Annotated in this window: 17 protein-coding genes; 6 read left to right on the plus strand and 11 right to left on the minus strand. The window is 67.6% G+C overall.

The features are described 5' to 3' along the window. The first annotated feature begins 6 nt into the window (after positions 1-6). Together secD and secF are read left to right on the plus strand one after the other, a co-directional pair. Positions 7-2,070 (plus strand): protein translocase subunit SecD, encoded by a 2,064-nt coding sequence (gene secD, locus OVY01_RS16930; RefSeq protein WP_267848740.1) that lies wholly within the window; start codon positions 7-9, stop codon positions 2,068-2,070. 22 nt (positions 2,071-2,092) lie between these two features. Then, positions 2,093-3,058 (plus strand): protein translocase subunit SecF, encoded by a 966-nt coding sequence (gene secF / locus OVY01_RS16935; RefSeq protein WP_267848741.1) that lies wholly within the window; start codon positions 2,093-2,095, stop codon positions 3,056-3,058. Positions 3,059-3,151: 93 nt separating this feature from the next. On the opposite strand, the gene OVY01_RS16940 is transcribed toward secF, so the two are convergent. Next, complete coding sequence (locus tag OVY01_RS16940) at positions 3,152-3,643, minus strand: YceI family protein (RefSeq protein WP_267848877.1); 492 nt, start codon at positions 3,641-3,643, stop codon at positions 3,152-3,154. A 399-nt stretch (positions 3,644-4,042) separates the two neighbouring features. On the opposite strand from OVY01_RS16940, the gene OVY01_RS16945 reads away from it, so the two are divergent. The 4 genes from OVY01_RS16945 to OVY01_RS16960 are packed head-to-tail and all read left to right on the plus strand — an operon-like array spanning position 4,043 to position 8,104. Next, positions 4,043-4,744, plus strand: a complete 702-nt coding sequence (locus OVY01_RS16945; RefSeq protein ID WP_267848742.1) for a paraquat-inducible protein A — start codon at positions 4,043-4,045, stop codon at positions 4,742-4,744. Continuing rightward, positions 4,741-5,448, plus strand: a complete 708-nt coding sequence (locus OVY01_RS16950) for a paraquat-inducible protein A (RefSeq protein WP_267848743.1) — start codon at positions 4,741-4,743, stop codon at positions 5,446-5,448. Before OVY01_RS16945 ends, OVY01_RS16950 begins: the two co-directional genes overlap by 4 nt. Then, positions 5,445-7,277 (plus strand): PqiB family protein, encoded by a 1,833-nt coding sequence (locus tag OVY01_RS16955; RefSeq protein ID WP_267848744.1) that lies wholly within the window; start codon positions 5,445-5,447, stop codon positions 7,275-7,277. The genes OVY01_RS16950 and OVY01_RS16955 overlap by 4 nt, the downstream gene beginning before the upstream one ends. Then, a complete protein-coding gene (locus OVY01_RS16960; protein WP_267848745.1) occupies positions 7,274-8,104 on the plus strand; it encodes a PqiC family protein in 831 nt (276 codons plus the stop codon). Before OVY01_RS16955 ends, OVY01_RS16960 begins: the two co-directional genes overlap by 4 nt. Positions 8,105-8,125: 21 nt before the next feature. Here the strand turns inward: OVY01_RS16960 and purB are convergent, their stop codons facing one another. The 10 genes from purB to OVY01_RS17010 all read right to left on the minus strand — a co-directional run bounded on the left by purB (position 8,126) and on the right by OVY01_RS17010 (position 19,028). After that, positions 8,126-9,514, minus strand: coding sequence for an adenylosuccinate lyase (gene purB, locus OVY01_RS16965; RefSeq protein WP_267848746.1), 1,389 nt, complete (start codon positions 9,512-9,514; stop codon positions 8,126-8,128). Between the two features lie 167 nt (positions 9,515-9,681). After that, positions 9,682-10,845, minus strand: coding sequence for a tRNA 2-thiouridine(34) synthase MnmA (gene mnmA / locus OVY01_RS16970; protein WP_267848747.1), 1,164 nt, complete (start codon positions 10,843-10,845; stop codon positions 9,682-9,684). Next, positions 10,838-12,250 carry a THUMP domain-containing class I SAM-dependent RNA methyltransferase gene (locus tag OVY01_RS16975; protein WP_267848748.1) on the minus strand — a complete coding sequence of 471 codons (1,413 nt, stop codon included), beginning with the start codon at positions 12,248-12,250 and terminating at the stop codon, positions 10,838-10,840. Before OVY01_RS16975 ends, mnmA begins: the two co-directional genes overlap by 8 nt. 120 nt (positions 12,251-12,370) lie before the next feature. Continuing rightward, positions 12,371-12,877, minus strand: coding sequence for a gluconokinase (locus OVY01_RS16980; RefSeq protein WP_267848749.1), 507 nt, complete (start codon positions 12,875-12,877; stop codon positions 12,371-12,373). Positions 12,878-12,907: 30 nt separating this feature from the next. Then, positions 12,908-13,558 carry a bifunctional 4-hydroxy-2-oxoglutarate aldolase/2-dehydro-3-deoxy-phosphogluconate aldolase gene (gene eda, locus OVY01_RS16985; protein WP_267848750.1) on the minus strand — a complete coding sequence of 217 codons (651 nt, stop codon included), beginning with the start codon at positions 13,556-13,558 and terminating at the stop codon, positions 12,908-12,910. Beyond that, a complete protein-coding gene (gene edd, locus OVY01_RS16990; protein ID WP_267848751.1) occupies positions 13,555-15,402 on the minus strand; it encodes a phosphogluconate dehydratase in 1,848 nt (615 codons plus the stop codon). The genes eda and edd overlap by 4 nt, the downstream gene beginning before the upstream one ends. A gap of 31 nt (positions 15,403-15,433) precedes the next feature. Next, positions 15,434-15,856, minus strand: a complete 423-nt coding sequence (locus OVY01_RS16995) for a CopD family protein (protein ID WP_267848752.1) — start codon at positions 15,854-15,856, stop codon at positions 15,434-15,436. A 20-nt stretch (positions 15,857-15,876) separates the two neighbouring features. After that, positions 15,877-17,166 (minus strand): glutamate-5-semialdehyde dehydrogenase, encoded by a 1,290-nt coding sequence (locus OVY01_RS17000; protein ID WP_267848879.1) that lies wholly within the window; start codon positions 17,164-17,166, stop codon positions 15,877-15,879. A 157-nt stretch (positions 17,167-17,323) separates the two neighbouring features. After that, the gene (gene holA / locus OVY01_RS17005) at positions 17,324-18,415 is read right to left on the minus strand and encodes a DNA polymerase III subunit delta (RefSeq protein ID WP_267848753.1); all 1,092 of its coding nucleotides are present in this window, start codon (positions 18,413-18,415) and stop codon (positions 17,324-17,326) included. 58 nt (positions 18,416-18,473) lie between these two features. Next, positions 18,474-19,028, minus strand: a complete 555-nt coding sequence (locus OVY01_RS17010; RefSeq protein ID WP_432422270.1) for an LPS-assembly lipoprotein LptE — start codon at positions 19,026-19,028, stop codon at positions 18,474-18,476. Between the last annotated feature and the right edge of the window lie 13 nt (positions 19,029-19,041).

The raw sequence follows: 19,041 nt of genomic DNA on the forward strand, positions 1-19,041 counted from the left end.
CCCGCCATGAATCGTTACCCCCTCTGGAAGTACATTGTCATGCTGGTGGCGGTCGCCATCGGCCTGCTCTATACGCTGCCCAATCTTTTCGGCGAGAGCCCCGCCGTCCAGGTCTCGAGCCTCAAGGCGACCGTCAAGGTCGATCCGGCGGTCATGGACCGGGTGGAGCAGGCGCTCGCGGCCAGCAAGATCGACGCGGCCGACGTCTCCTACGACGCGAACGCCAACAATGCCAGCATTCGCGTGCGGCTGGCGAACACCGACGCGCAGATACGCGCGAAAGACGCGTTGCAGCATGCGCTGAACGCCGATCCGAGCGATCCGACCTATATCGTCGCGCTGAGCCTGCAAAGCGCCTCGCCGCGCTGGCTGACGGCGCTGCATGCGATGCCGATGTATCTCGGCCTGGACCTGCGCGGCGGCGTGCACTTCCTGCTGCAGGTCGACATGGCCGGCGCGCTGGCGAAGAAGCTCGACGCCGACGCGACCGATGCGCGCGCGCTGCTGCGCGGCAAGAACCTGCGCGACGGCGGCGTCGCGCGGGTCAACGACACGCTCGTCGTGAATTTCGCGACGCAGCAGATCGCCGACGCGGCGCGCGATGCGCTGGCCGCCGGCGTGACCGAGCTGCAGTGGCGCACCGTGGCGGCCGGCACCGGCTTCCAGGCGATCGGCTCCTTCACCGACGAAACGCGCCGCAGCGTCCAGGACAACGCGATCAAGCAGAACATGCAGACGCTGCACAACCGGGTCAACGAACTCGGCGTGTCGGAGCCGGTGCTGCAGCAACAGGGCACGGATCGCATCGTCGTCGAACTGCCGGGCATCCAGGACACCGCGAAGGCGAAGGACATCATCGGCCGCACCGCGACGCTCGAAGCGCGCATGGTCGACGCCAGCGCGCCGCGCAACCCGTCGCCGGGCGACGCGGTGCCGCCGGGCGACGACCTGTTCACGCAGGGCCAGGGCGCGCCGATCTTCCTGCAAAAGCAGGTGATCTTCTCGGGCGACCGCATCACCAACGCCTCGGCCGGTTTCGACGAGCAGCAGCGCCCCGCCGTGCAGATCAAGCTGGACTCGGCCGGCGGCCGGGTGCTGCGTGACATCTCGCGCGACAATATCGGCAAGCCGATGGCGATCGTGCTGTTCGAGCACGACAAGGGCGAAGTGCTCACGGTCGCGACGATCCAGTCGGAGCTGGGCCAGAGCTTCCAGATCACCGGCTCGGCGTCGACGCAAGCCGCCAACGACCTCGCGCTGCTGCTGCGCGCCGGTTCGCTGGCCGCGCCGATGAGCATCATCGAGGAACGCACGATCGGCCCGAGCCTGGGCGCGGACAACATCCGCAAGGGCTTCGACTCCGTTGCCTACGGCTTCGTCGCGATCGCGATCTTCATGGTCGCGTACTACATGCTGTTCGGCGTGTTCTCGACGATTTCGCTGTCGGTCAACCTGCTGCTGCTGGTGGCGGTGCTCTCGATGCTGCAGGCCACGCTGACGCTGCCGGGCATCGCCGCCATCGCGCTGACGCTGGGCATGGCGATCGACGCGAACGTGCTGATCAACGAGCGCATCCGCGAGGAACTGCGCCGCGGCGCGCCGCCGCAGATGGCCATCTCCGCGGGCTTCACGCACGCGTGGGCGACGATCTTCGACTCGAACGTGACGACGCTCATCGCGGGCCTGGCCCTGCTCGCCTTCGGTTCCGGCCCGGTGCGCGGCTTCGCGGTGGTCCACTGCATCGGCATCATCACCTCGATGTTCTCGGCGGTGTTCTTCTCGCGCGGCCTCGTCAACCTCTGGTACGGCGGCAAGCGGCGCCTGAAGACGCTGGCGATCGGCCAGGTGTGGCGCCCGAAGGACGGCACGGTCGATGGGCTGGCGGTCGACTTCGATGCCGACGCTGACGCGAAATCCACGAATGCCGCGAGCGCCGGCGTCCCGCGCCGCGCCGCGAAGAACGCCCCCCTGACCAACGATGCCACCGGCCTGCCGGCACCGAAAGACGGTCAGAAACGCAAGAGCAAGCTGACCCGCGCGCAGGAAAGCAAGCGCGGCTCGTCGCGCTGAACCGGCCGCCACAGGAACCATCATGGAATTCTTTCGCATCCGCAAAGACATCCCGTTCATGCGCCATGCGCTGATCCTGAACGCGATCTCGCTCATCACCTTCCTTCTCGCGGTGTTTTTCCTGCTGCACCGCGGGCTGCATCTGTCGGTGGAATTCACCGGCGGCACCGTCGTCGAGGTGCGCTACCAGCAGGCGGCGGAACTCGAACCGGTACGCACCGCGCTGGGCGGCATCGGTTACGACGACGCGCAGGTGCAGACCTTCGGCACGTCGCGCGACGTGCTGATCCGCCTGCCGCTGAAGACCGGCGCGGACGGCAAACCGCTGTCCTCGGCCACGCAGAGCGACCAGGTGATGGGCATCCTCAAGGCCCAGCACCCGGACGTCGCGCTGCAGCGCGTCGAATTCGTCGGGCCGCAGGTGGGCAAGGAACTCGCCACCGACGGGTTGCTCGCGCTGCTGTGCGTGGTCGCCGGCATCATGATCTATCTGTCGATCCGCTTCGAATGGAAGTACGCGATCGCCGGCGTGATCGCCAACCTGCACGACGTCGTGATCATCCTGGGTTTCTTCGCGTTCTTCCAGTGGGAGTTCTCGCTGTCCGTGCTCGCGGCGGTGCTCGCAGTGCTGGGCTATTCGGTCAACGAATCGGTGGTGATCTTCGACCGGATCCGCGAGACCTTCCGGCGCGAGAAGAACCTGAGCGTCGTCGACGTGATCAATCACGCGATCACCAGCACGATGTCGCGCACGGTCATCACGCACGGCAGCACGCAGATGATGGTGTTGTCGATGCTGATCTTCGGCGGCGCGACACTGCACTACTTCGCCATCGCGCTGACGATCGGCATCCTGTTCGGCATCTACTCGTCGGTGTTCGTCGCCGCGGCGCTGGCGATGTGGCTGGGCGTCAAGCGCGAGGATCTGATCCGCTCGGGCAAGGCGGCGCACGACCCGAGCGATCCGAATGCCGGGGCACAGGTCTGATGCGGGCCTGAAAGCGGGCGGCACATGAAAAAAGGGGGGACGGCGCGAGCCTCCCCCCTTTTTCACGTGCGACGCGCCGCTTACCGCGTCACCCTATCGCGCCACCACCAGGTGGAACTTGATCTGCACTTCGTCGGCGACCACCGACGTATCCTTCCATTCGTTCGCGCCGATGCCGAACGCCAGCCGCTTGATGGCCAGCACGCCGTCGAACACCTGGTCGCCCGCCTGCTGCGTGACCGTCAGCGGCACCGTGACATCCTGCGTCTTGCCCTTGATCGTCAGCTTGCCGGTCACGTTCAGCTTGCCCGCGCCCGCCGGCACGATCGCCGAAGAGGCGAAATTCGCCTGCGGATAGGCCTTCGCGTCGAACCATTCCTTCTCGCGCAGGGTCTTGTTGTATTCCTCGGAGCCGATGTCGTAGCTGGCGATATCGATCGTCACGTGCGCGCTGCCCGCGCCCGGCTTCGCCGGGTCGAACGTCACGTCGCCGCCGATCTTCTTGAACATGCCATCCACCGCGACGTTCATCTGCTTCGAGGTGGTGATCACCGTGCTTTTGGCGGCATTGATCGGCGCGGCCATGGCATGCAGCGGCAGGCTCGCGGCGGCGCCCGCCCATACCGCGGACGACAGGGCCGATGTCAGCAGACGCGTCGCCGCGCGCGGCAAAAGACGCGAGGAAAGCGGATTGGCAAGAGTCTCAAACATACTTTGTCCCCCAGACGTCGATTAACGGGAAAAACGCCATTGCACGGCCGGGCGAAGCGGCGTTTCCGGTAGGGCCCGGGTGCGCCAGGCCGCCGGTTTTCCGCCATCGTACCTGAAGGCGTATGCATGCGTACAACAGGTCGAGTACGCGGAAAGCGCCCTTTTGGTAAGATGATCCCGCCCGGCCCTCCGTGATCGAGAGAATATTCCGCAAGAATATCCGCAACGGACCGATCTCCCGCGGGCCGACTCCTTCGAGCCGACACGGCGTTCATGCCCTATACCGAACTCATTGCCTGCAAGTACTGCGACAAGCTTCACGCGAAGGTAACGCTGCCATCGCGCTCGGCCGCGCGCTGCAGCCGCTGCAACGCCGTGCTCTATCAATCCACCGACGGCCGCGTCGACCGCCTGCTGGCGCTGACGATGACCGGGCTGATCGCCTTCGCGATCGCCAATTTCTTTCCGATCGTCGAACTCGAGGCGCAAGGCATCACGATCCAGACCACCCTGCTCGGCGCCATCGAGCAGCTATGGCTGCAGGGACGCTGGCTGATCGCGCTGCTCGTCGTGTGCGCCGCTTTCCTGTTCCCGTTGTTCGATCTGCTCGCGATGCTCTATCTACTGGTGCCGCTGCATTTTCATCGCCGGCCGCGCCACTTCGACAGCGTGCTGCGCGGTCTGCTTTCGATCCGGCCCTGGGGCATGATCGAAGTCTTCATGCTGGGGGTGCTGGTGACGCTGGTGAAGCTGTCCAGCGTCGCGCGTCTGCTGCCGGAACCCGCGCTGTTCGCGTTCGGCGTGCTGACCGCGCTGACCGCCCTGACGTCCTCGTTCGAACCGCGCACCCTCTGGGATGTCGCCGACGCCCGCTGCGGACGCTGGCGCCGCAGCCGCGCGCAGCGCCGCGCGAATTCCCTGCGGGCCGCGAATCACGCGATCTCCCGCACTCTCGCCGGACCGCCTTCCCCATGAGCGAACAACCTGCCGAGCTGCCGGGCGATTCGCATCGCGCGCAGGATACACGCGACGACGGCGCCTCCGAGTCCGCGATCACCGCGCGCGATCACGGCCTGGTGGGCTGCGACGCCTGCGGTCTGGTCGCGCAACGCGTCCAGACCATCGACGTCCAGCACTGCCTGCGCTGCGGCGCACCGCTGCACTCGCGCAAGCCCGACAGCGCCGCGCGCGTCTGGGCCCTGCTGATTTCGGCCGTGCTGCTCTATATTCCCGCGAACCTGCTGCCGGTGATGCATACCGCGACGCTGCTGGGCGCCTCGGACGACACGATCATGAGCGGCGTGGTCTATTTCTGGACCAGCGGTTCGTATGGCCTCGCCATCATTGTCTTCGTCGCCAGCATCCTGGTGCCGATGCTGAAACTGGTGATCCTGTCCCTCGTGAATTTCACCGTGCAGCGCCGCTCGCACTGGCGCCCGGAGCAACGCACGCGTCTGTATCACATCGTCGAGGCGATCGGCCGCTGGTCGATGCTCGACATTTTCGTCATCACGCTCACGGTATCGCTGGTGCGCTTCCAGTCTCTCGCGGTGATCACCTCGGGACCGGGCGCGGTTGCCTTCGGCTGCGTGGTCGTGCTGACGATGCTGGCTTCGCTGCAATTCGACCCGCGGCGGATCTGGGACCCCATCGACGATTCTGGACACCCCCTTAAATGACCCAATCGCAGGACAACACTCCCCCCGCCCGTCCACAGGCTGCCGATGCCCGCATAGCGCAACGCGACGGGGCGCGGGCTGGTGCCGATGCACCGTCCCGCACCGGCGACACCGGCGGCATCGGCGGCGGTGCGGTCGACAGTCCGGCGGCGGATGCCGGCGATGGCACGGGCACGGGCGGCACCGGGAACGGGGGCGGCGCCGGGGGGTCCGGAAACGGCACGAACGGCGGCGCCGGGGGACCCGGCTGGCAGACGCCGGTCATCGCGCCGCGCGGCCGCTGGCTGCCGTCGCTGGTGTGGTTGATTCCCCTGCTCGCGGCGCTGATCGGCGTCTCGCTCTTCATCCATCAAGTGGTGCAGCAGGGCCCCACCATCACCATCAGCTTCAAGTCCGCCGACGGTATCGAATCGGGCAAGACCCGCGTCAAGTTCAAGGACGTCGATATCGGCCAGGTCAAGGCGGTGCGCCTGTCCGACGACTTGTCCAGGGCGCTCGTGACCGTCGATCTGACCAAGGAAGCGTCGAATTTCGCGGTGAAGGACACGCGTTTCTGGATCGTCAAGCCGCGCGTGGGGGCAAGCGGCATTTCCGGACTCGGTACCCTGCTCTCGGGTTCCTACATCGGCGTGGACGCCGGCCGCTCGACCGAAACCGAGAAAGAGTTCGTCGGACTGGAAACGCCACCGGCGGTGACGCGCGACCAGAAGGGGCATCAGTTCGTCCTGCACGCGGAAAACCTCGGCTCGCTCGATATCGGCACGCCCGTCTTCTACCGGCGCCTGCAGGTCGGCCAGGTCGTCGCGTACGCGCTCGACCCGGACGGCAAAGGCCTGACGCTGCGCATTTTCGTGACGGCGCCGTACGACAGGTATGTGACGAGCAATACGCGCTTCTGGCATGCCAGCGGCGTCGATCTGCGTCTCGATTCGGGAGGGTTCCGCCTGAACACGCAATCGCTTGCGGCAGTGGTCACCGGTGGCATCGCCTTCCAGACCCCGCCCGATCAGCCGTCCGGCGCGCAGTCCGCCGACAATGCCGCGTTCGTGCTGAGCGGCACCGAAGGCGATGCGATGCGCGATCCGGATACGGACCCGGTCCCCGTGGTGCTGAACTTCAACCAGTCGTTGCGTGGCCTGTCGATTGGCGCCTCGGTCGATTTCCGCGGCATCACCATCGGTGAAGTGAAGCGCATCGGCGTCGACTTCGATCCGAAGGCGCAGCAGATCAACATGCCGGTCACCGTCAACATCTATCCGGACCGCCTGGGCAAGACCTTCGCGGCCGCGCTGCGCCAGGACAAGCTGAAGAGCGATCACGAGTTGTTCGTGACGATGATCCGGCGCGGGCTGCGCGCGCAGTTGCGCACCGGCAACTTCCTGACCGGGCAGCTCTACGTCGCGCTCGATTTCTTCCCGAACGCCCCGCCCGTGAAGGTCAACTACGATAGCCAGCCGACGCAGTTGCCCACGCTGCCCAACACGCTCGACCAGTTGCAGTTGCAGGTGGCCGATATCGCGAAGAAGCTGCAGAAGATCCCGTTCGACAAGATCGGCAACAATCTGAACAACACGCTCGCGAGCGCCAACACGCTGTTCCAGCAACTCGACACGCAGGTCGCGCCGCAGGCCACGGCGACGCTGGAGGAAGCGAAGAAGACTTTCGCCAGCGCGCAGCAGACGCTGGCGGTGGACTCGCCGTTGCAGGGCGACGTCCGCCAGGCGATGCGCCAGGTGACGCAGACCGCGCAATCGCTGTCGGTGCTGGCCGATTATCTCGAACGCCATCCCGAAGCGCTGCTTCGTGGCAAGACCGGAGACAAACCATGATGTCCCTGCCGCCCCTGCAGCACGCGCGGCGCCCAGGCACGCGCCGCCGCGTCGGCACCGCGCTGGCCGCCGCCACCGCGCTGCTGCTCGGCGCCTGCGCGCATACGCCCGACAGCCGTTTCTTCACCCTGTCCGGCAGCACGCCGGACAATGCGGGTGCGGCCCCGGGAGCGACGGTCGACGGCACGGCGCTGCCGATGGCGACGCCGTTGCTGATCGAGGTGCTGCCGGTCAATATTCCGGGGCAGGTGTCACGCCCGCAGATCGTCTCCACCACCGGCGCCGGCGACGTGAAGCTGGAGGAATACAACCGTTGGGCGAGTCCGCTCGCCGACGAGATCGGCGGCGCGCTGTCGCAGTCGCTGACGCGTTCGCTGGGCGCGATCGATAGCTATCGCACGCCGCACCCCGCGGGGTCGACCGTCTACCGGATCACGGTGAACGTGCAGCGGTTCGAATCGGTGCCGGGCGAGCGGGCCACGATCGACGCGGTATGGAGTGTGGTGCGTTCGAGCGACGCGTTGACCCTGACCTGCCGGTCGACGGCGAGCGAACCGGTGGCGCCGGGGTATGACAATCTCGCCGCGGGACACCGCAAGGCGCTGGCGCGCATCGCGGCGGACATCGCGCAGGGCGTTCGCACCGAACAGGGCGTCATGCCGCCGCCGCCCGCGGTACCGGTGCCGATGCCGGCCAAACCGTCCGCGACCGGGGGCAGGAAGAAAGCCCATGCGCAGGCCGATGGCGCGAGCGCGGCGCCGGTGACGCCGGCGGCGCCCCCGGTGCCGGTGCTGCCCTGCCCGTTGCGCAGCAGCCCCGCACCCTAGCGCAGCGGGCGCTGCGTCGGGTCAGCCGATCCGACGCGCCAGCACGGCGGCCTGGCCGATGTAATTCGCCGGCGTCATCGCCATCAACTGCTGCCGGGCGTCCTCCGGGATCGCCAACCCGGCGACGAATTGCTGCAACGCCTCGCGCGTGATGCCCTTGCCGCGCGTGAGTTCCTTGAGCTGTTCGTAGGGGTTCTCTATGCCGTAACGGCGCATCACCGTCTGCACTGGCTCGGCCAGCACTTCCCAGCAGGCCTCCAGATCCGCGTTCAACCGCTCGGGATTGACTTCCAGCTTGTCGAGGCCACGCACGCAGGCGTCGTAAGCGAGCAGCCCGTAGCCGAGCGCCACGCCGATATTGCGCAGCACCGTCGAATCGGTCAGGTCGCGCTGCCAGCGCGACACCGGCAGCTTCTCCGACAGATGACGCAACAGCGCGTTCGCCAGACCCAGATTGCCTTCCGAATTCTCGAAATCGATCGGGTTGACCTTGTGCGGCATCGTCGACGAACCGATTTCGCCCGCCTTCAGGCGCTGCTTGAAATAGCCCTGCGAGATATAGCCCCAGACATCGCGGTTCAGGTCGAGCAGAATCGTGTTCGCCCGGGCGATCGCGTCGAACAGCTCGGCCATATAGTCGTGCGGCTCGATCTGGATCGTATAGGGATTGAACACCAGGCCGAGACGCGCCTCGATCACCTGCTTCGAGAACGCCTCCCAGTCTTTTTCCGGATAGGCGGAGAGGTGGGCGTTGTAGTTGCCCACGGCGCCGTTCATCTTGCCGAGCAGCGGCACCGCGGCGATGCGTTCGATCGCACGCTCGAGACGCATCGCGACGTTCGCCATCTCCTTGCCCAGCGTCGTCGGGCTCGCCGGCTGGCCGTGGGTGCGCGACAGCATCGGCTGGTCCGCGTGCGCATGCGCGAGCGCGACCAGGCGCGCGTGCAGCTTGCGCAGCGCCGGCAGCACGACGTGCTCGCGCGCGCCCTTGAGCATCAGCCCGTGCGAGGTGTTGTTGATGTCTTCCGACGTGCAGGCGAAGTGGATGAATTCGCTGGCCTTCTCCAGTTCCGGCTGGCCCTTGACGGACTCCTTCAACCAGTACTCGACCGCCTTGACGTCATGGTTCGTGACGCGTTCGATGGCCTTGATGCGCGCGGCATCGTGCACGCTGAAACGCTCGGCGAGCCCCAGCAGAAACGCTTCGGCGGCGGCGGAAAAACGTGGCACTTCGGCGAGATCCGCCTGCGAAAGCGCGATCAGCCAATGGATTTCGACCGTCACGCGGTGCCGCATGAATGCGGCTTCGGAGAGCCATTCGCGCAGCGCCTCGGTCTTTGCGGCATAGCGGCCATCGAGCGGGGACAGCGCCGTCAGCGCATTGAGGGAGTCGGTCTGGGGGTCGGACATGGTGGGCCTTTTCGGCGTTACGGGAAGATTCAACGCAACGAGATTCAGAGCAACGATTGCGACGAAACCGGATTTTAGCATCCGCGGCCTGCGGTGCCGGAGCAACCCCGACGTCCGCTCGCGGCTCGCCCGCATGCCCACCGGTCGCGACGCGCACTACCGCACCGTCAGGCCGGCCTCGCCGGCCGTGTGACGGTCTCGATGATCCCGCCACCCAGGCACTCGTCGCCGGCATACAGCACCGCCGACTGGCCCGGCGTGACCGCCCACTGCGCGGCATCGAAACGCAGGCCGAAAAGCTGCTCCGCTGCACCCGTCACCAAAGCGCCGGCCGCCGGGACGCCGGCCGCCGGTATCATCACGCACGGCGCGTCGGTCTGCCGGTAGCGCGTTTTCGCGGTGAGCGACGGGTAGTGCGCCGGATCGGGTGCGACGCCCGCGGTCCAACTGGTCTGCCCCGCCGCCAGCTCCTGCGACAACAGCCACGGATGGTCGTGCCCCTGCACGACGTAGAGCGTATTGGCCGCCACGTCCTTCGCGGCGACGAACCAGGGCTCGCCGCTGCCGTCGCGGCTGCCACCGATGCCGATGCCCTTGCGCTGCCCGAGCGTATAGAACGCCAGCCCGACGTGCTCGCCCACCTGCTGCCCGTCCGGCGTGCGCATCGGTCCCGGATCGGTCGGCAGATAGCGGTTCAGGAAGTCCCGGAACGGCCGCTCGCCGATGAAGCAGATGCCGGTCGAATCCTTCTTCGCGGCATTGGGCAGACCGATCTCGGCGGCGATGCGGCGCACCTCGGTCTTCGGCATCTCGCCCAGCGGAAACAGCGTCTTCGACAATTGATGCTGATTCAGCCGGTGCAGGAAATAGCTCTGGTCCTTGGTCCCATCCAGCGCCTTGAGCAAGGCGAAGCGCCCGGCCTGCGCGCCGTCGCCCACTTCCCGCACGCGCGCGTAGTGCCCGGTGGCGATGGTGTCCGCGCCCAGTTCGATCGCATGATCGAGGAAGGCCTTGAACTTGATTTCCGCGTTGCAGAGCACGTCCGGATTCGGCGTGCGGCCCGCCGCATACTCGCGCAGGAACTCGGCGAACACGCGATCCTTGTACTCGGCCGCGAAATTCACGGCTTCCACGTCGATGCCGATCAGGTCCGCGACCGACACGACGTCGATCCAGTCCTGCCGTGTCGAACAGTACTCGCCGTCGTCGTCGTCCTCCCAGTTCTTCATGAACAGCCCGACGACATCATAGCCCTGCTCCTTCAGCAGCCAGGCGGTCACCGACGAATCGACGCCGCCGGACATGCCGACGACGATGCGTTTCTTACTCATCGCGCGGCTCCGACGCGGGTTTGCCCTCCCGTGGCTTCAGGGAGCCCGCCTGCATGTCGAAACGGAACAGCCGGCATTCGAGCGCGCCGTTGAAGAGCGGCGTCTTCTGCGATTCGCGCAGGCGCATCAGCCCCGGCAGGCCGCGGTCCGACGTCAGCACGAAGGCGCGCCAGCCGACGAAGCGCTGCTTCAGGGAATCGCCCAGCAGGCGGAAAAACTCCGGATCGGCTTCCTCGCCGGCTTCCGGACGCGCGCGCTGGAAGCCGGCGTCGTCGCCATTGCCGTCCCCATTGGTGCGCGCCTCGCGATAACCGCCGTCCGCCTCGCCGCGCCCGGCGCGACCGGAACCCCGGGGACCCCGGCCGCCGCCATCGCGGCCGCCCCGGCCCGCGTCGTCGCGTTCCATGAGCTCGCCGCGCGCATTGCGCCCGCGCACCTCGATGCGCTCGCCATACGGCGGATTCGCGATCAGGATGCCGGGCGTTTCGGCCGGCGGCGTCATCGAACGCGCGTCCACCTGCTTGAGCGGCAGCATCGGCAAACCGGCGCGCTCGAAATTGGCGCGCGCCTTGACCAGCATGTCGCCCGAGATGTCGCTGCCGTAGATGCCCAGATGCGCGCGCGAACCCTTGGCGCGGCGCCGCGCGTCCATCGCCTCGGCCTTCATCGTCTGCCAGGTGCCCACGTCGTAACCCCGGATCTTCTCGAACGCGAAACGGCGCTCGCTGCCGGGCGGGATGCCCAGCGCGACCTGCGCCGCCTCGGCGATGAAGGTGCCGCTGCCGCACATCGGGTCGTACAGCGTCATGCCCGGCTCCCAACCGGACAAGCGCAGGATGCCGGCCGCCAGGTTCTCGCGCAGCGGCGCCGCGCCCTTGTCGAGCCGCCAGCCGCGCTTGAACAGCGGCTCGCCGGACGTATCGAGGTAGAGCGTGCACTGGTTGACCGTGACGAACGCGAAAACGCGCACATCCGGCGCGGCCGTGTCGATATCGGGACGGCTGCCGGTTTTCTCGCGCAGGCGGTCGCAGATCGCGTCCTTGATCCGCAAGGTCGTGAATTCGAGGCTTTTGAGCGGCGACTTGACCGCGGTGACGTCGACGCGCAGGGTCTGGCGCGCAGAGAACCACTGCTCCCAGGCCTGCCCGAGCGCGAGCGCGAAGATGTCGCGCTCGTCGCGGTAGCCGCCCACCGCGATCTTCAGCAGCACCCGGCTGGCGATGCGGGAGTGCAGGTTGGCGGCGAATGCGGCGGCCCAGCCGCCACGGAAATGCACGCCGCCGGGCGCTTCGGCACCCACCTGCATGACGGCGCTGCCGGCGGCGGCGGCCACCGCGCGCAATTCGGCCGCGAGCGGCGCCTCGAGTCCGCGCGGACAGGGGGCGAAAAATTCGAAAGATGACATAGGGAGCGCCCCGGAGGGCGTCAGACGGGAGACGAAAGCGCCATTGTATCGCTTGCCGGGCCGGCGCCCCGCTTCCTTGACGCTTCCCGCATGCGCCAACGCCGTTGCGCTAGCCCGCGTTCACCCTGGCTGCCGCCGCTTCACCAGCGCCAGCACCTGATCGATGATCGTCCCTATCGGCGGCGTGATGTCGACCGTCACCGCTTCATCGTCCGTGGGCACTTCCAGCGTATCGACCTGACTCTTCAGCAGCGCCGGGTCGAAGAAGTGATTCGCGCGGCGCGACAACCGCTCCTCGAGCAGATCGAAACTGCCCGACAGATAGACGAACAGCATGTGCGCGCTGTCGCCGTCGCGCAGCCGATCGCGATAGATGCGACGCAGCGCGGAACAGGCGTAGACATGGGTCTCGCCCGCGGCGATGTTCGCTGCCATCGACGCGCGCATCGCGTCGAGCCAGGGCCAGCGGTCGTCGTCGTTCAATGGCGTGCCGGCCGCCATCTTCGCCTTGTTGGCCGCGCTGTGGAACGTATCGGCATCCGAGAAGCCGCATCCCAGCCGTTCGGCCAGTCCGCTGGCGACGCTGGTCTTGCCCGAGCCGGACACGCCCATCACGATAATGATCATTTGCCGCTACCTCGTTGTGTGGAACGCCGCTCAGGAAACCCCATGGGCGCGGGCAAGCCCGCTCGCCTCGCGCGCCAGCCGCGTGATCTCGGCCCAGTCCTTGGCGGCCACCGCCGCTCTCGGCGTCAGCCACGAGCCGCCGACGCAGACGACGTTCGGCAAGGACAGGAAGCTCGGCGCCGAGGCCGGGGTAATGCCGCCCGTGGGGCAGAACCGCAACGACGGGAACGGCCCGTGAAACGCCCCGAGCATCGTCGTGCCCCCGGCCTGTTCCGCCGGGAAGAACTTCACGATCTCGTACCCCGCGGCAACCGCCGCGAGAATGTCGGACGGCGTCATCACGCCCGGCAGCAGGGGCAGGCCGGCCGCCTTCGCCGCCTGGTCGAGCGCGGTCGAAAAGCCCGGCGACACGCCGAACGTCGCGCCGGCGCGCGCGGCCAGCTCGCACTCCTCGGGGCGCGTCAGCGTGCCCACGCCCACCGCGATATCGTCGGCGATCTGCGACGCCTCGCGGATCACGTCGATGCCCACCTTCGTGCGCAGCGTGATTTCCAGCACCTTGACGCCGCCTTCGTACAGCGCGCGCGACACCGCGATGCCCTCCTCGACGCTATCGAACTTCAGCACCGGAATCACCGGACCCAGGCGGACGATCTGGTCGACCGTGTAGTGCTTGCTCATCGTGCATCTCCTTCGCCCGGCAACGGGCCAAATACGCTGGCGCCATGCTCGGCGCTTGCAGCGGCGTGACGGAACACGCGAAACAGATCAGTACCGAAAGTCGGCGCGCTCAACGGCGGGGTGGGCGCCGTCGCGGGGACGCGCGCCGCCCATTCGGCGGGGTCGACCTCGATGTCGAGCACGCCGGCCTCGGCGTCGATCACCAGCATGTCGCCGGTGCGCACCTTGCCGATCGGTCCGTCGAGCAGCGCCTCGGGAGAGAGATGGATCACCGCCGGCACCTTCCCCGACGCGCCCGACATCCGCCCGTCGGTCACCAGCGCGACCTGCCGGCCCTTGTCCTGCATGACGGCCAGCAACGGCGTCAGTTGATGCAGTTCCGGCATGCCGTTCGCGCGCGCACCCTGGAACCGCACCACGGCGACGAAATCGCGATCCAGCTCGCCCGCATCGAACGCCGCCTTCACGCCTTCCTGCGAATCGAAGACGATCGCCGGCGCGCGCACTTTCCGGTGCGACGCCGCCACCGCGGAAATCTTGATCACGCCCCGGCCAAGCTGGCCGCTCATCAGCCGCAGGCCGCCGTCGGGCGCGAACGGCGCGCTCGCCGGACGCAGCACCGCCGCGTCGAGACTGGTCTCGGCACCCGGGCCCCAGACCACCTGCCCCGCCTCCAGCCGTGGCTCCTCGGCATAGCGCGACAGGCCCCGGCCGACGACGGTCGTCACGTCCTCGTGCAGGAAACCCGCGGCCAGCAGCTCGCGCATCAGGAAGGCCATGCCGCCCGCGGCGTGGTAGTGGTTGACGTCGGCCTTGCCGTTCGGATAAATACGCGCGAGCAGCGGGACGACCTGCGACAGCGCGTCGAAATCGTCCCAGTCGATGACGATACCCGCGGCACGGGCGATCGCCACCAGATGCAGCGTGTGATTCGTCGAACCGCCCGTGGCCAGCAGGCCGACGATGCCGTTGACCACCGCGCGTTCGTCGACGACGTGGCCGATCGGCGTGTACTCGCCGCCTTCCTGCGTGATCGCCAGCACCCGGCGCGCCGCCTCGGCGGTCAGCGCGTCGCGCAGCGGCGTGTCCGGATGCACGAAGGCCGCGCCCGGCAGGTGCAGGCCCATCACTTCCATCAGCAACTGGTTGCTGTTGGCCGTGCCGTAGAACGTGCAGGTACCCTGCGCGTGATAGGCGCTCGCCTCCGCTTCGAGCAGGACGTCGCGGCCGACCTCGCCGGTGGCGAACTTCTGCCGGATCTTCGCCTTCTCGTCGTTCGACAGGCCGCTGGCCATCGGGCCCGCGGGCACGAAGATCGTCGGCAGATGGCCGAACTGCAGGGCGCCGATCAGCAGACCCGGGACGATCTTGTCGCAGATGCCCAGGCACAGCGCGGCGTCGAACATATTGTGGGTCAGCGCGATCGCGGTGCCCATGGCGATCGCCTCGCGCGAGAACAGCGACATCTCCATGCCGATATTGCCCTGCGTCACCCCATCGCACATCGCCGGCACGCCGCCCGCGAACTGCGCGGTGCCCCCCGCGTCGCGCGCGGCCTGCTTGATGATGTCCGGATAGCGCAGATACGGCGCGTGCGCGGACAGCATCTCGTTGTACGAGGAGACGATGCCGATGTTCGGCGCCTTGAGTGCCTTGATCGCGAACTTGTCATCGCCCTGCATGCCGGCGAAACCGTGCGCCAGATTCGCGCAGGACAGCGCGCCGCGTACCGGGAAATGGCCCTGGGCGGCGTCGATGCGCGCGAGGTAGACGGCGCGGCTGGCACGACTGCGCTCGATCACTCGTTCGGTGACCTTTTGTAACTGGGGATGTGGAGACGTCATGGTCTATTCCTGTGGATACACGGCCGGGGCCTCAAAACGGCTTGATCACGACCAGAAGAACGGCACCCAGCAAACCGAACACCGGGATTTCGTTGAAGATCCGATACCATTTGTCGCCATGCCGGTTGCGCCCCTGCTCGAACGTCTTCAACAGGCGGCCGCAGACATGGTGATAGACGAGGATCAGGACGACGATCCCGAGCTTGGCGTGCAGCCAGCCGGCGCCCTGTCCGATCCCGACGCCCAGCCACAGGTAAAGGCCGCAGGCGAGCGCGGGAAGCGCGATGATTGTCATGAAGCGGTAGAGCTTGCGTCCCATCAGCAACAGGCGCCGGCGCGCGGCGGGCTCCGTCTCCATCGCCAGGTTCACGAAAATGCGCGGCAGGTAAAACAGGCCGGCGAACCACGAGGCGACGAATACGATATGCAGCGCCTTGATCCACAACATCAACATGCGATTCTCTCCGATTCGGGTCAGGCGCGGACTTCGCCGTGCCCGAGGACGATATATTTCAGCGATGTCAGCCCTTCGAGTCCGACCGGTCCGCGCGCGTGCAGCTTGTCGTTGGAAATGCCGATCTCGGCGCCCAGGCCGAACTCGAACCCGTCGGCGAAACGCGTCGACGCATTGACCATCACGCTCGCCGAATCGACTTCGCGCAGGAAACGCATCGCCCGGTCGTGGTCCTCGGTAATGATCGCATCGGTGTGGGCCGAGCCGTATTCATTGATGTGCGCGATCGCCGCATCGAGGCCATCGACGATGCGCACCGCCAGCACCGGTGCGAGGTACTCGGTGCGCCAGTCGGCCTCGACCGCCTCGCGCAGCCACGCCCCCGAGGCGTCCGCAGCGTCGGCCGCATCGGGGAGAAAGCCCGCCTCGGCAAGACGCGCGAGCGTCGCCGGGCAGGCGCGCAACGCGACGCCCTTGTCCCGGTAGACCTGCGCGAGCCGCGTCAGGATCGCGGGATCCGCGGCCTGGTCGATCAGCAGCGTCTCCATCGTGTTGCAGGTGCCGTAACGGTGCGTCTTGGCGTTGTCGCACACGCGCAGCGCCTTGTCGGGGCTGGCGCGGCCGTCGACATAGACGTGACAGATGCCGTCGAGATGCTTGATCATCGGCACCCGCGCCTCGCCCATCAGGCGTTCGATCAGACGCTTGCCGCCACGCGGCACCAGCACGTCGACATACTCGGTCATCGTGATCAGCGCGCCCACCGCGCGGCGGTCGGTCGTGTCCACGACCTGCACCGCGTCGCGCGGCAGGCCGGTCTGCGCGAGCGCCTCGGCGATGATGGCGGCCAGCGCCGTGTTGCTTTCGATCGCGTCCGAACCGCCGCGCAGGATCGCGGCGTTGCCGGACTTCAGGCACAGCGCGGCGGCGTCGATCGTCACGTTCGGACGCGACTCGTAGATGATGCCGATCACGCCGAGCGGCACCCGCATGCGCCCGACCTGGATGCCGCTGGGGCGGAATTTCAGCTCGGAGATCTCGCCGACGGGATCCGCCAGCGCCGCCACCTGGCGCAGACCGTCGACCATCGTGTCGAGCGCCTTGTCCGACAGCGTCAGCCGGTCGATGAAGGCCGCATCCATTCCCGCGGCGCGCGCGCGCGCCAGATCGCGGGCATTGCAGGCGACCAGCCCCTCGCGCTGCGCGTCGATCGCCTGCGCGATGCGCTCCAGCGCCGCATTCTTCAGCGCCGCCGGCGCGCGCGCCATGTCGCGCGAGGCCAGCCGGGCGCGGCGGCCCATCGCGTGCATCCGGGTCACGATGGCGGCATCGTCGAGCGGGGCAGTGGCGGCAGGCGGCGGAGCGAAAAAAGGAGCGGACATCGGCGTAGACATCGAAAGAGGAAAAATGAGCCAGGCAGGGGCTTGGCCCGCGTGTCAGCCGCCATTGTAAGGCGACTTCGCTGATTCAAGCGTGATGAACCGGTTCGCCGAGCGCGACGCGCATCGACAGCTCGAACAGCCCGTCCCAGGGGTTGGCGGGCAGCGCATCGACGGAGGCGATGCCCAGATCCGGCGACAAACCCTTGACCTGCCGGTCCAGACGCCCGGCGAAAGCCAGCGCCGCCTCGAGCCGGGCCGCCGCCGGCTGCGGCGCGCCCAGCCGCTTGAGCGCCGGCGCGATGAGTCGCTCCCGCGGCCCCCAGACGCGGTTCTCGCGCAACAGCAGCGCCATCGGCTTGCCCGCATCGAGCCCACGGCGCACGCGCAACAGCACGCGAACCTCCTCGGCGATCGCCCACAGCACCAGCACCGCCGCCTCGCCCTCGCCGCGCAAACCGTCGATCATCCGGGCAAGGCGCGCGACGTCGCCGGCCAGCATCGCTTCGTTGAGCTTGAAAACGTCATAGCGGGCGACGTTCATCACCGCGGCCTCGATCTGCTCGGCGCTCAGCACGCCGGCCGGATACAACAGGCCGAGCTTCTGGATTTCCTGGTACGCCGCGAGCAGATTGCCCTCGACGCGTTCGACGATGAACTGCAAGGCCTGCCGTCCCGGCTCGCCGGGCGCGACCCGCTGCTGCTGGGCCGCCAGCCGTTCGCCGATCCACGTTCCCAACTGGGCGCGATCGACGAGATCGACACGAATCACGACGCCGGCCTCCGCCAGCGCCGTGAACCAGGCGCTTTTCTGCGTCGCCGCGTCGAGCCGCGGCAGGGTCACCAGCGTGATCGTGTCGGGGTCCGCCGCCGCGCCGTATGCCATGCGCTTCAACGCGTCCGCGCCTTCCTTGCCCGGCTTGCCCCCGGGGATGCGCAGCTCCACCACCCGGCGCTCGCCGAACAGCGACATCGACTGCGCTTCCCCCAACACGGTGCTCCAGTCGAAGCCGCGCTCGACGGTGTGGATCACGCGCTCGGTGCAGCCGGCGGCGCGCGCCGCGCGGCGGATCCGGTCGACCGACTCCTGCACGAGCAGCACTTCGTCGCCCCACACCGTGTACAACGGCTTCAGGCCGCGGGCAAGATGCGCGTCGAGCGCATCGGCACGGATCAACATGACCGCAGGCTGCGACGTGCGCCCGGGCGCGGCACCGCGACCGCCAGCGCGCCGCGCATCACAGCGGCGGCGTCGGCAACGGCGCGCGCGAACGCACGCTGGGCACCGTCGATTCCGCCGGGTCCATCGTCCTGACCACGGCCAGACGGCGCAGGATCTGATCCGCGATGTCGCTGTCCATGTCGCGGTTCAGGATCACCGCCTCGCTCTGTTTGGCCAGCGCATACGTATCGCTGTAGGACATCGCCCGGTTCACGCTGAGACCGCTCGGCGGGATCAACTCCGCCCCGTTCGATCCCGTCAGCTTGTAATTGACCGTCGCCGTCAGCACGTACTCCTGCACGACGCCGTCGACGTTGAAACTGATCGCGCTCTGCCCCCGCCCGAACACCATCGTCAGCGTCGCATCGGCACCCGCAGGCGTGTCCAGCACCACCGTGTCGCTGCCGCCCTGTATCGAACGTTTCATGTACGCGGTCATTTCCGGCGTGCCGCCCGCGATGTACAGACGCTTGAACGGATAATCGTGGTTGCCCTGCAACTGGAAACCGCACGCGCCCAGCAACAGCGACGCGACGACGACCAGCATCGCTCGAATCAGATTTTTCTTCACGCTTCCCTCGTGT

It is taken from the genome of Robbsia betulipollinis (genome assembly GCF_026624755.1).
GTDB classification, from domain to species: domain Bacteria; phylum Pseudomonadota; class Gammaproteobacteria; order Burkholderiales; family Burkholderiaceae; genus Robbsia; species Robbsia betulipollinis.

Bases quoted from the DNA above. Each gene is read 5' to 3' on its own strand.
- mnmA (WP_267848747.1), bottom strand. From the start codon at position 10,845: ATGAGTAAGAAACGCATCGTCGTCGGCATGTCCGGCGGCGTCGATTCG.
- edd (WP_267848751.1), bottom strand. From the start codon at position 15,402: ATGACGTCTCCACATCCCCAGTTACAAAAGGTCACCGAACGAGTGATC.
- holA (WP_267848753.1), bottom strand. From the start codon at position 18,415: ATGTTGATCCGTGCCGATGCGCTCGACGCGCATCTTGCCCGCGGCCTG.
- secF (WP_267848741.1), top strand. From the start codon at position 2,093: ATGGAATTCTTTCGCATCCGCAAAGACATCCCGTTCATGCGCCATGCG.
- OVY01_RS16975 (WP_267848748.1), bottom strand. From the start codon at position 12,250: ATGTCATCTTTCGAATTTTTCGCCCCCTGTCCGCGCGGACTCGAGGCG.
- OVY01_RS17000 (WP_267848879.1), bottom strand. From the start codon at position 17,166: ATGCACGCGATGGGCCGCCGCGCCCGGCTGGCCTCGCGCGACATGGCG.
- secD (WP_267848740.1), top strand. From the start codon at position 7: ATGAATCGTTACCCCCTCTGGAAGTACATTGTCATGCTGGTGGCGGTC.
- eda (WP_267848750.1), bottom strand. From the start codon at position 13,558: ATGAGCAAGCACTACACGGTCGACCAGATCGTCCGCCTGGGTCCGGTG.
- OVY01_RS16955 (WP_267848744.1), top strand. From the start codon at position 5,445: ATGACCCAATCGCAGGACAACACTCCCCCCGCCCGTCCACAGGCTGCC.
- OVY01_RS16995 (WP_267848752.1), bottom strand. From the start codon at position 15,856: ATGTTGATGTTGTGGATCAAGGCGCTGCATATCGTATTCGTCGCCTCG.
- OVY01_RS16950 (WP_267848743.1), top strand. From the start codon at position 4,741: ATGAGCGAACAACCTGCCGAGCTGCCGGGCGATTCGCATCGCGCGCAG.
- OVY01_RS16940 (WP_267848877.1), bottom strand. From the start codon at position 3,643: ATGGCCGCGCCGATCAATGCCGCCAAAAGCACGGTGATCACCACCTCG.
- OVY01_RS16945 (WP_267848742.1), top strand. From the start codon at position 4,043: ATGCCCTATACCGAACTCATTGCCTGCAAGTACTGCGACAAGCTTCAC.
- OVY01_RS16980 (WP_267848749.1), bottom strand. From the start codon at position 12,877: ATGATCATTATCGTGATGGGCGTGTCCGGCTCGGGCAAGACCAGCGTC.
- purB (WP_267848746.1), bottom strand. From the start codon at position 9,514: ATGTCCGACCCCCAGACCGACTCCCTCAATGCGCTGACGGCGCTGTCC.
- OVY01_RS16960 (WP_267848745.1), top strand. From the start codon at position 7,274: ATGATGTCCCTGCCGCCCCTGCAGCACGCGCGGCGCCCAGGCACGCGC.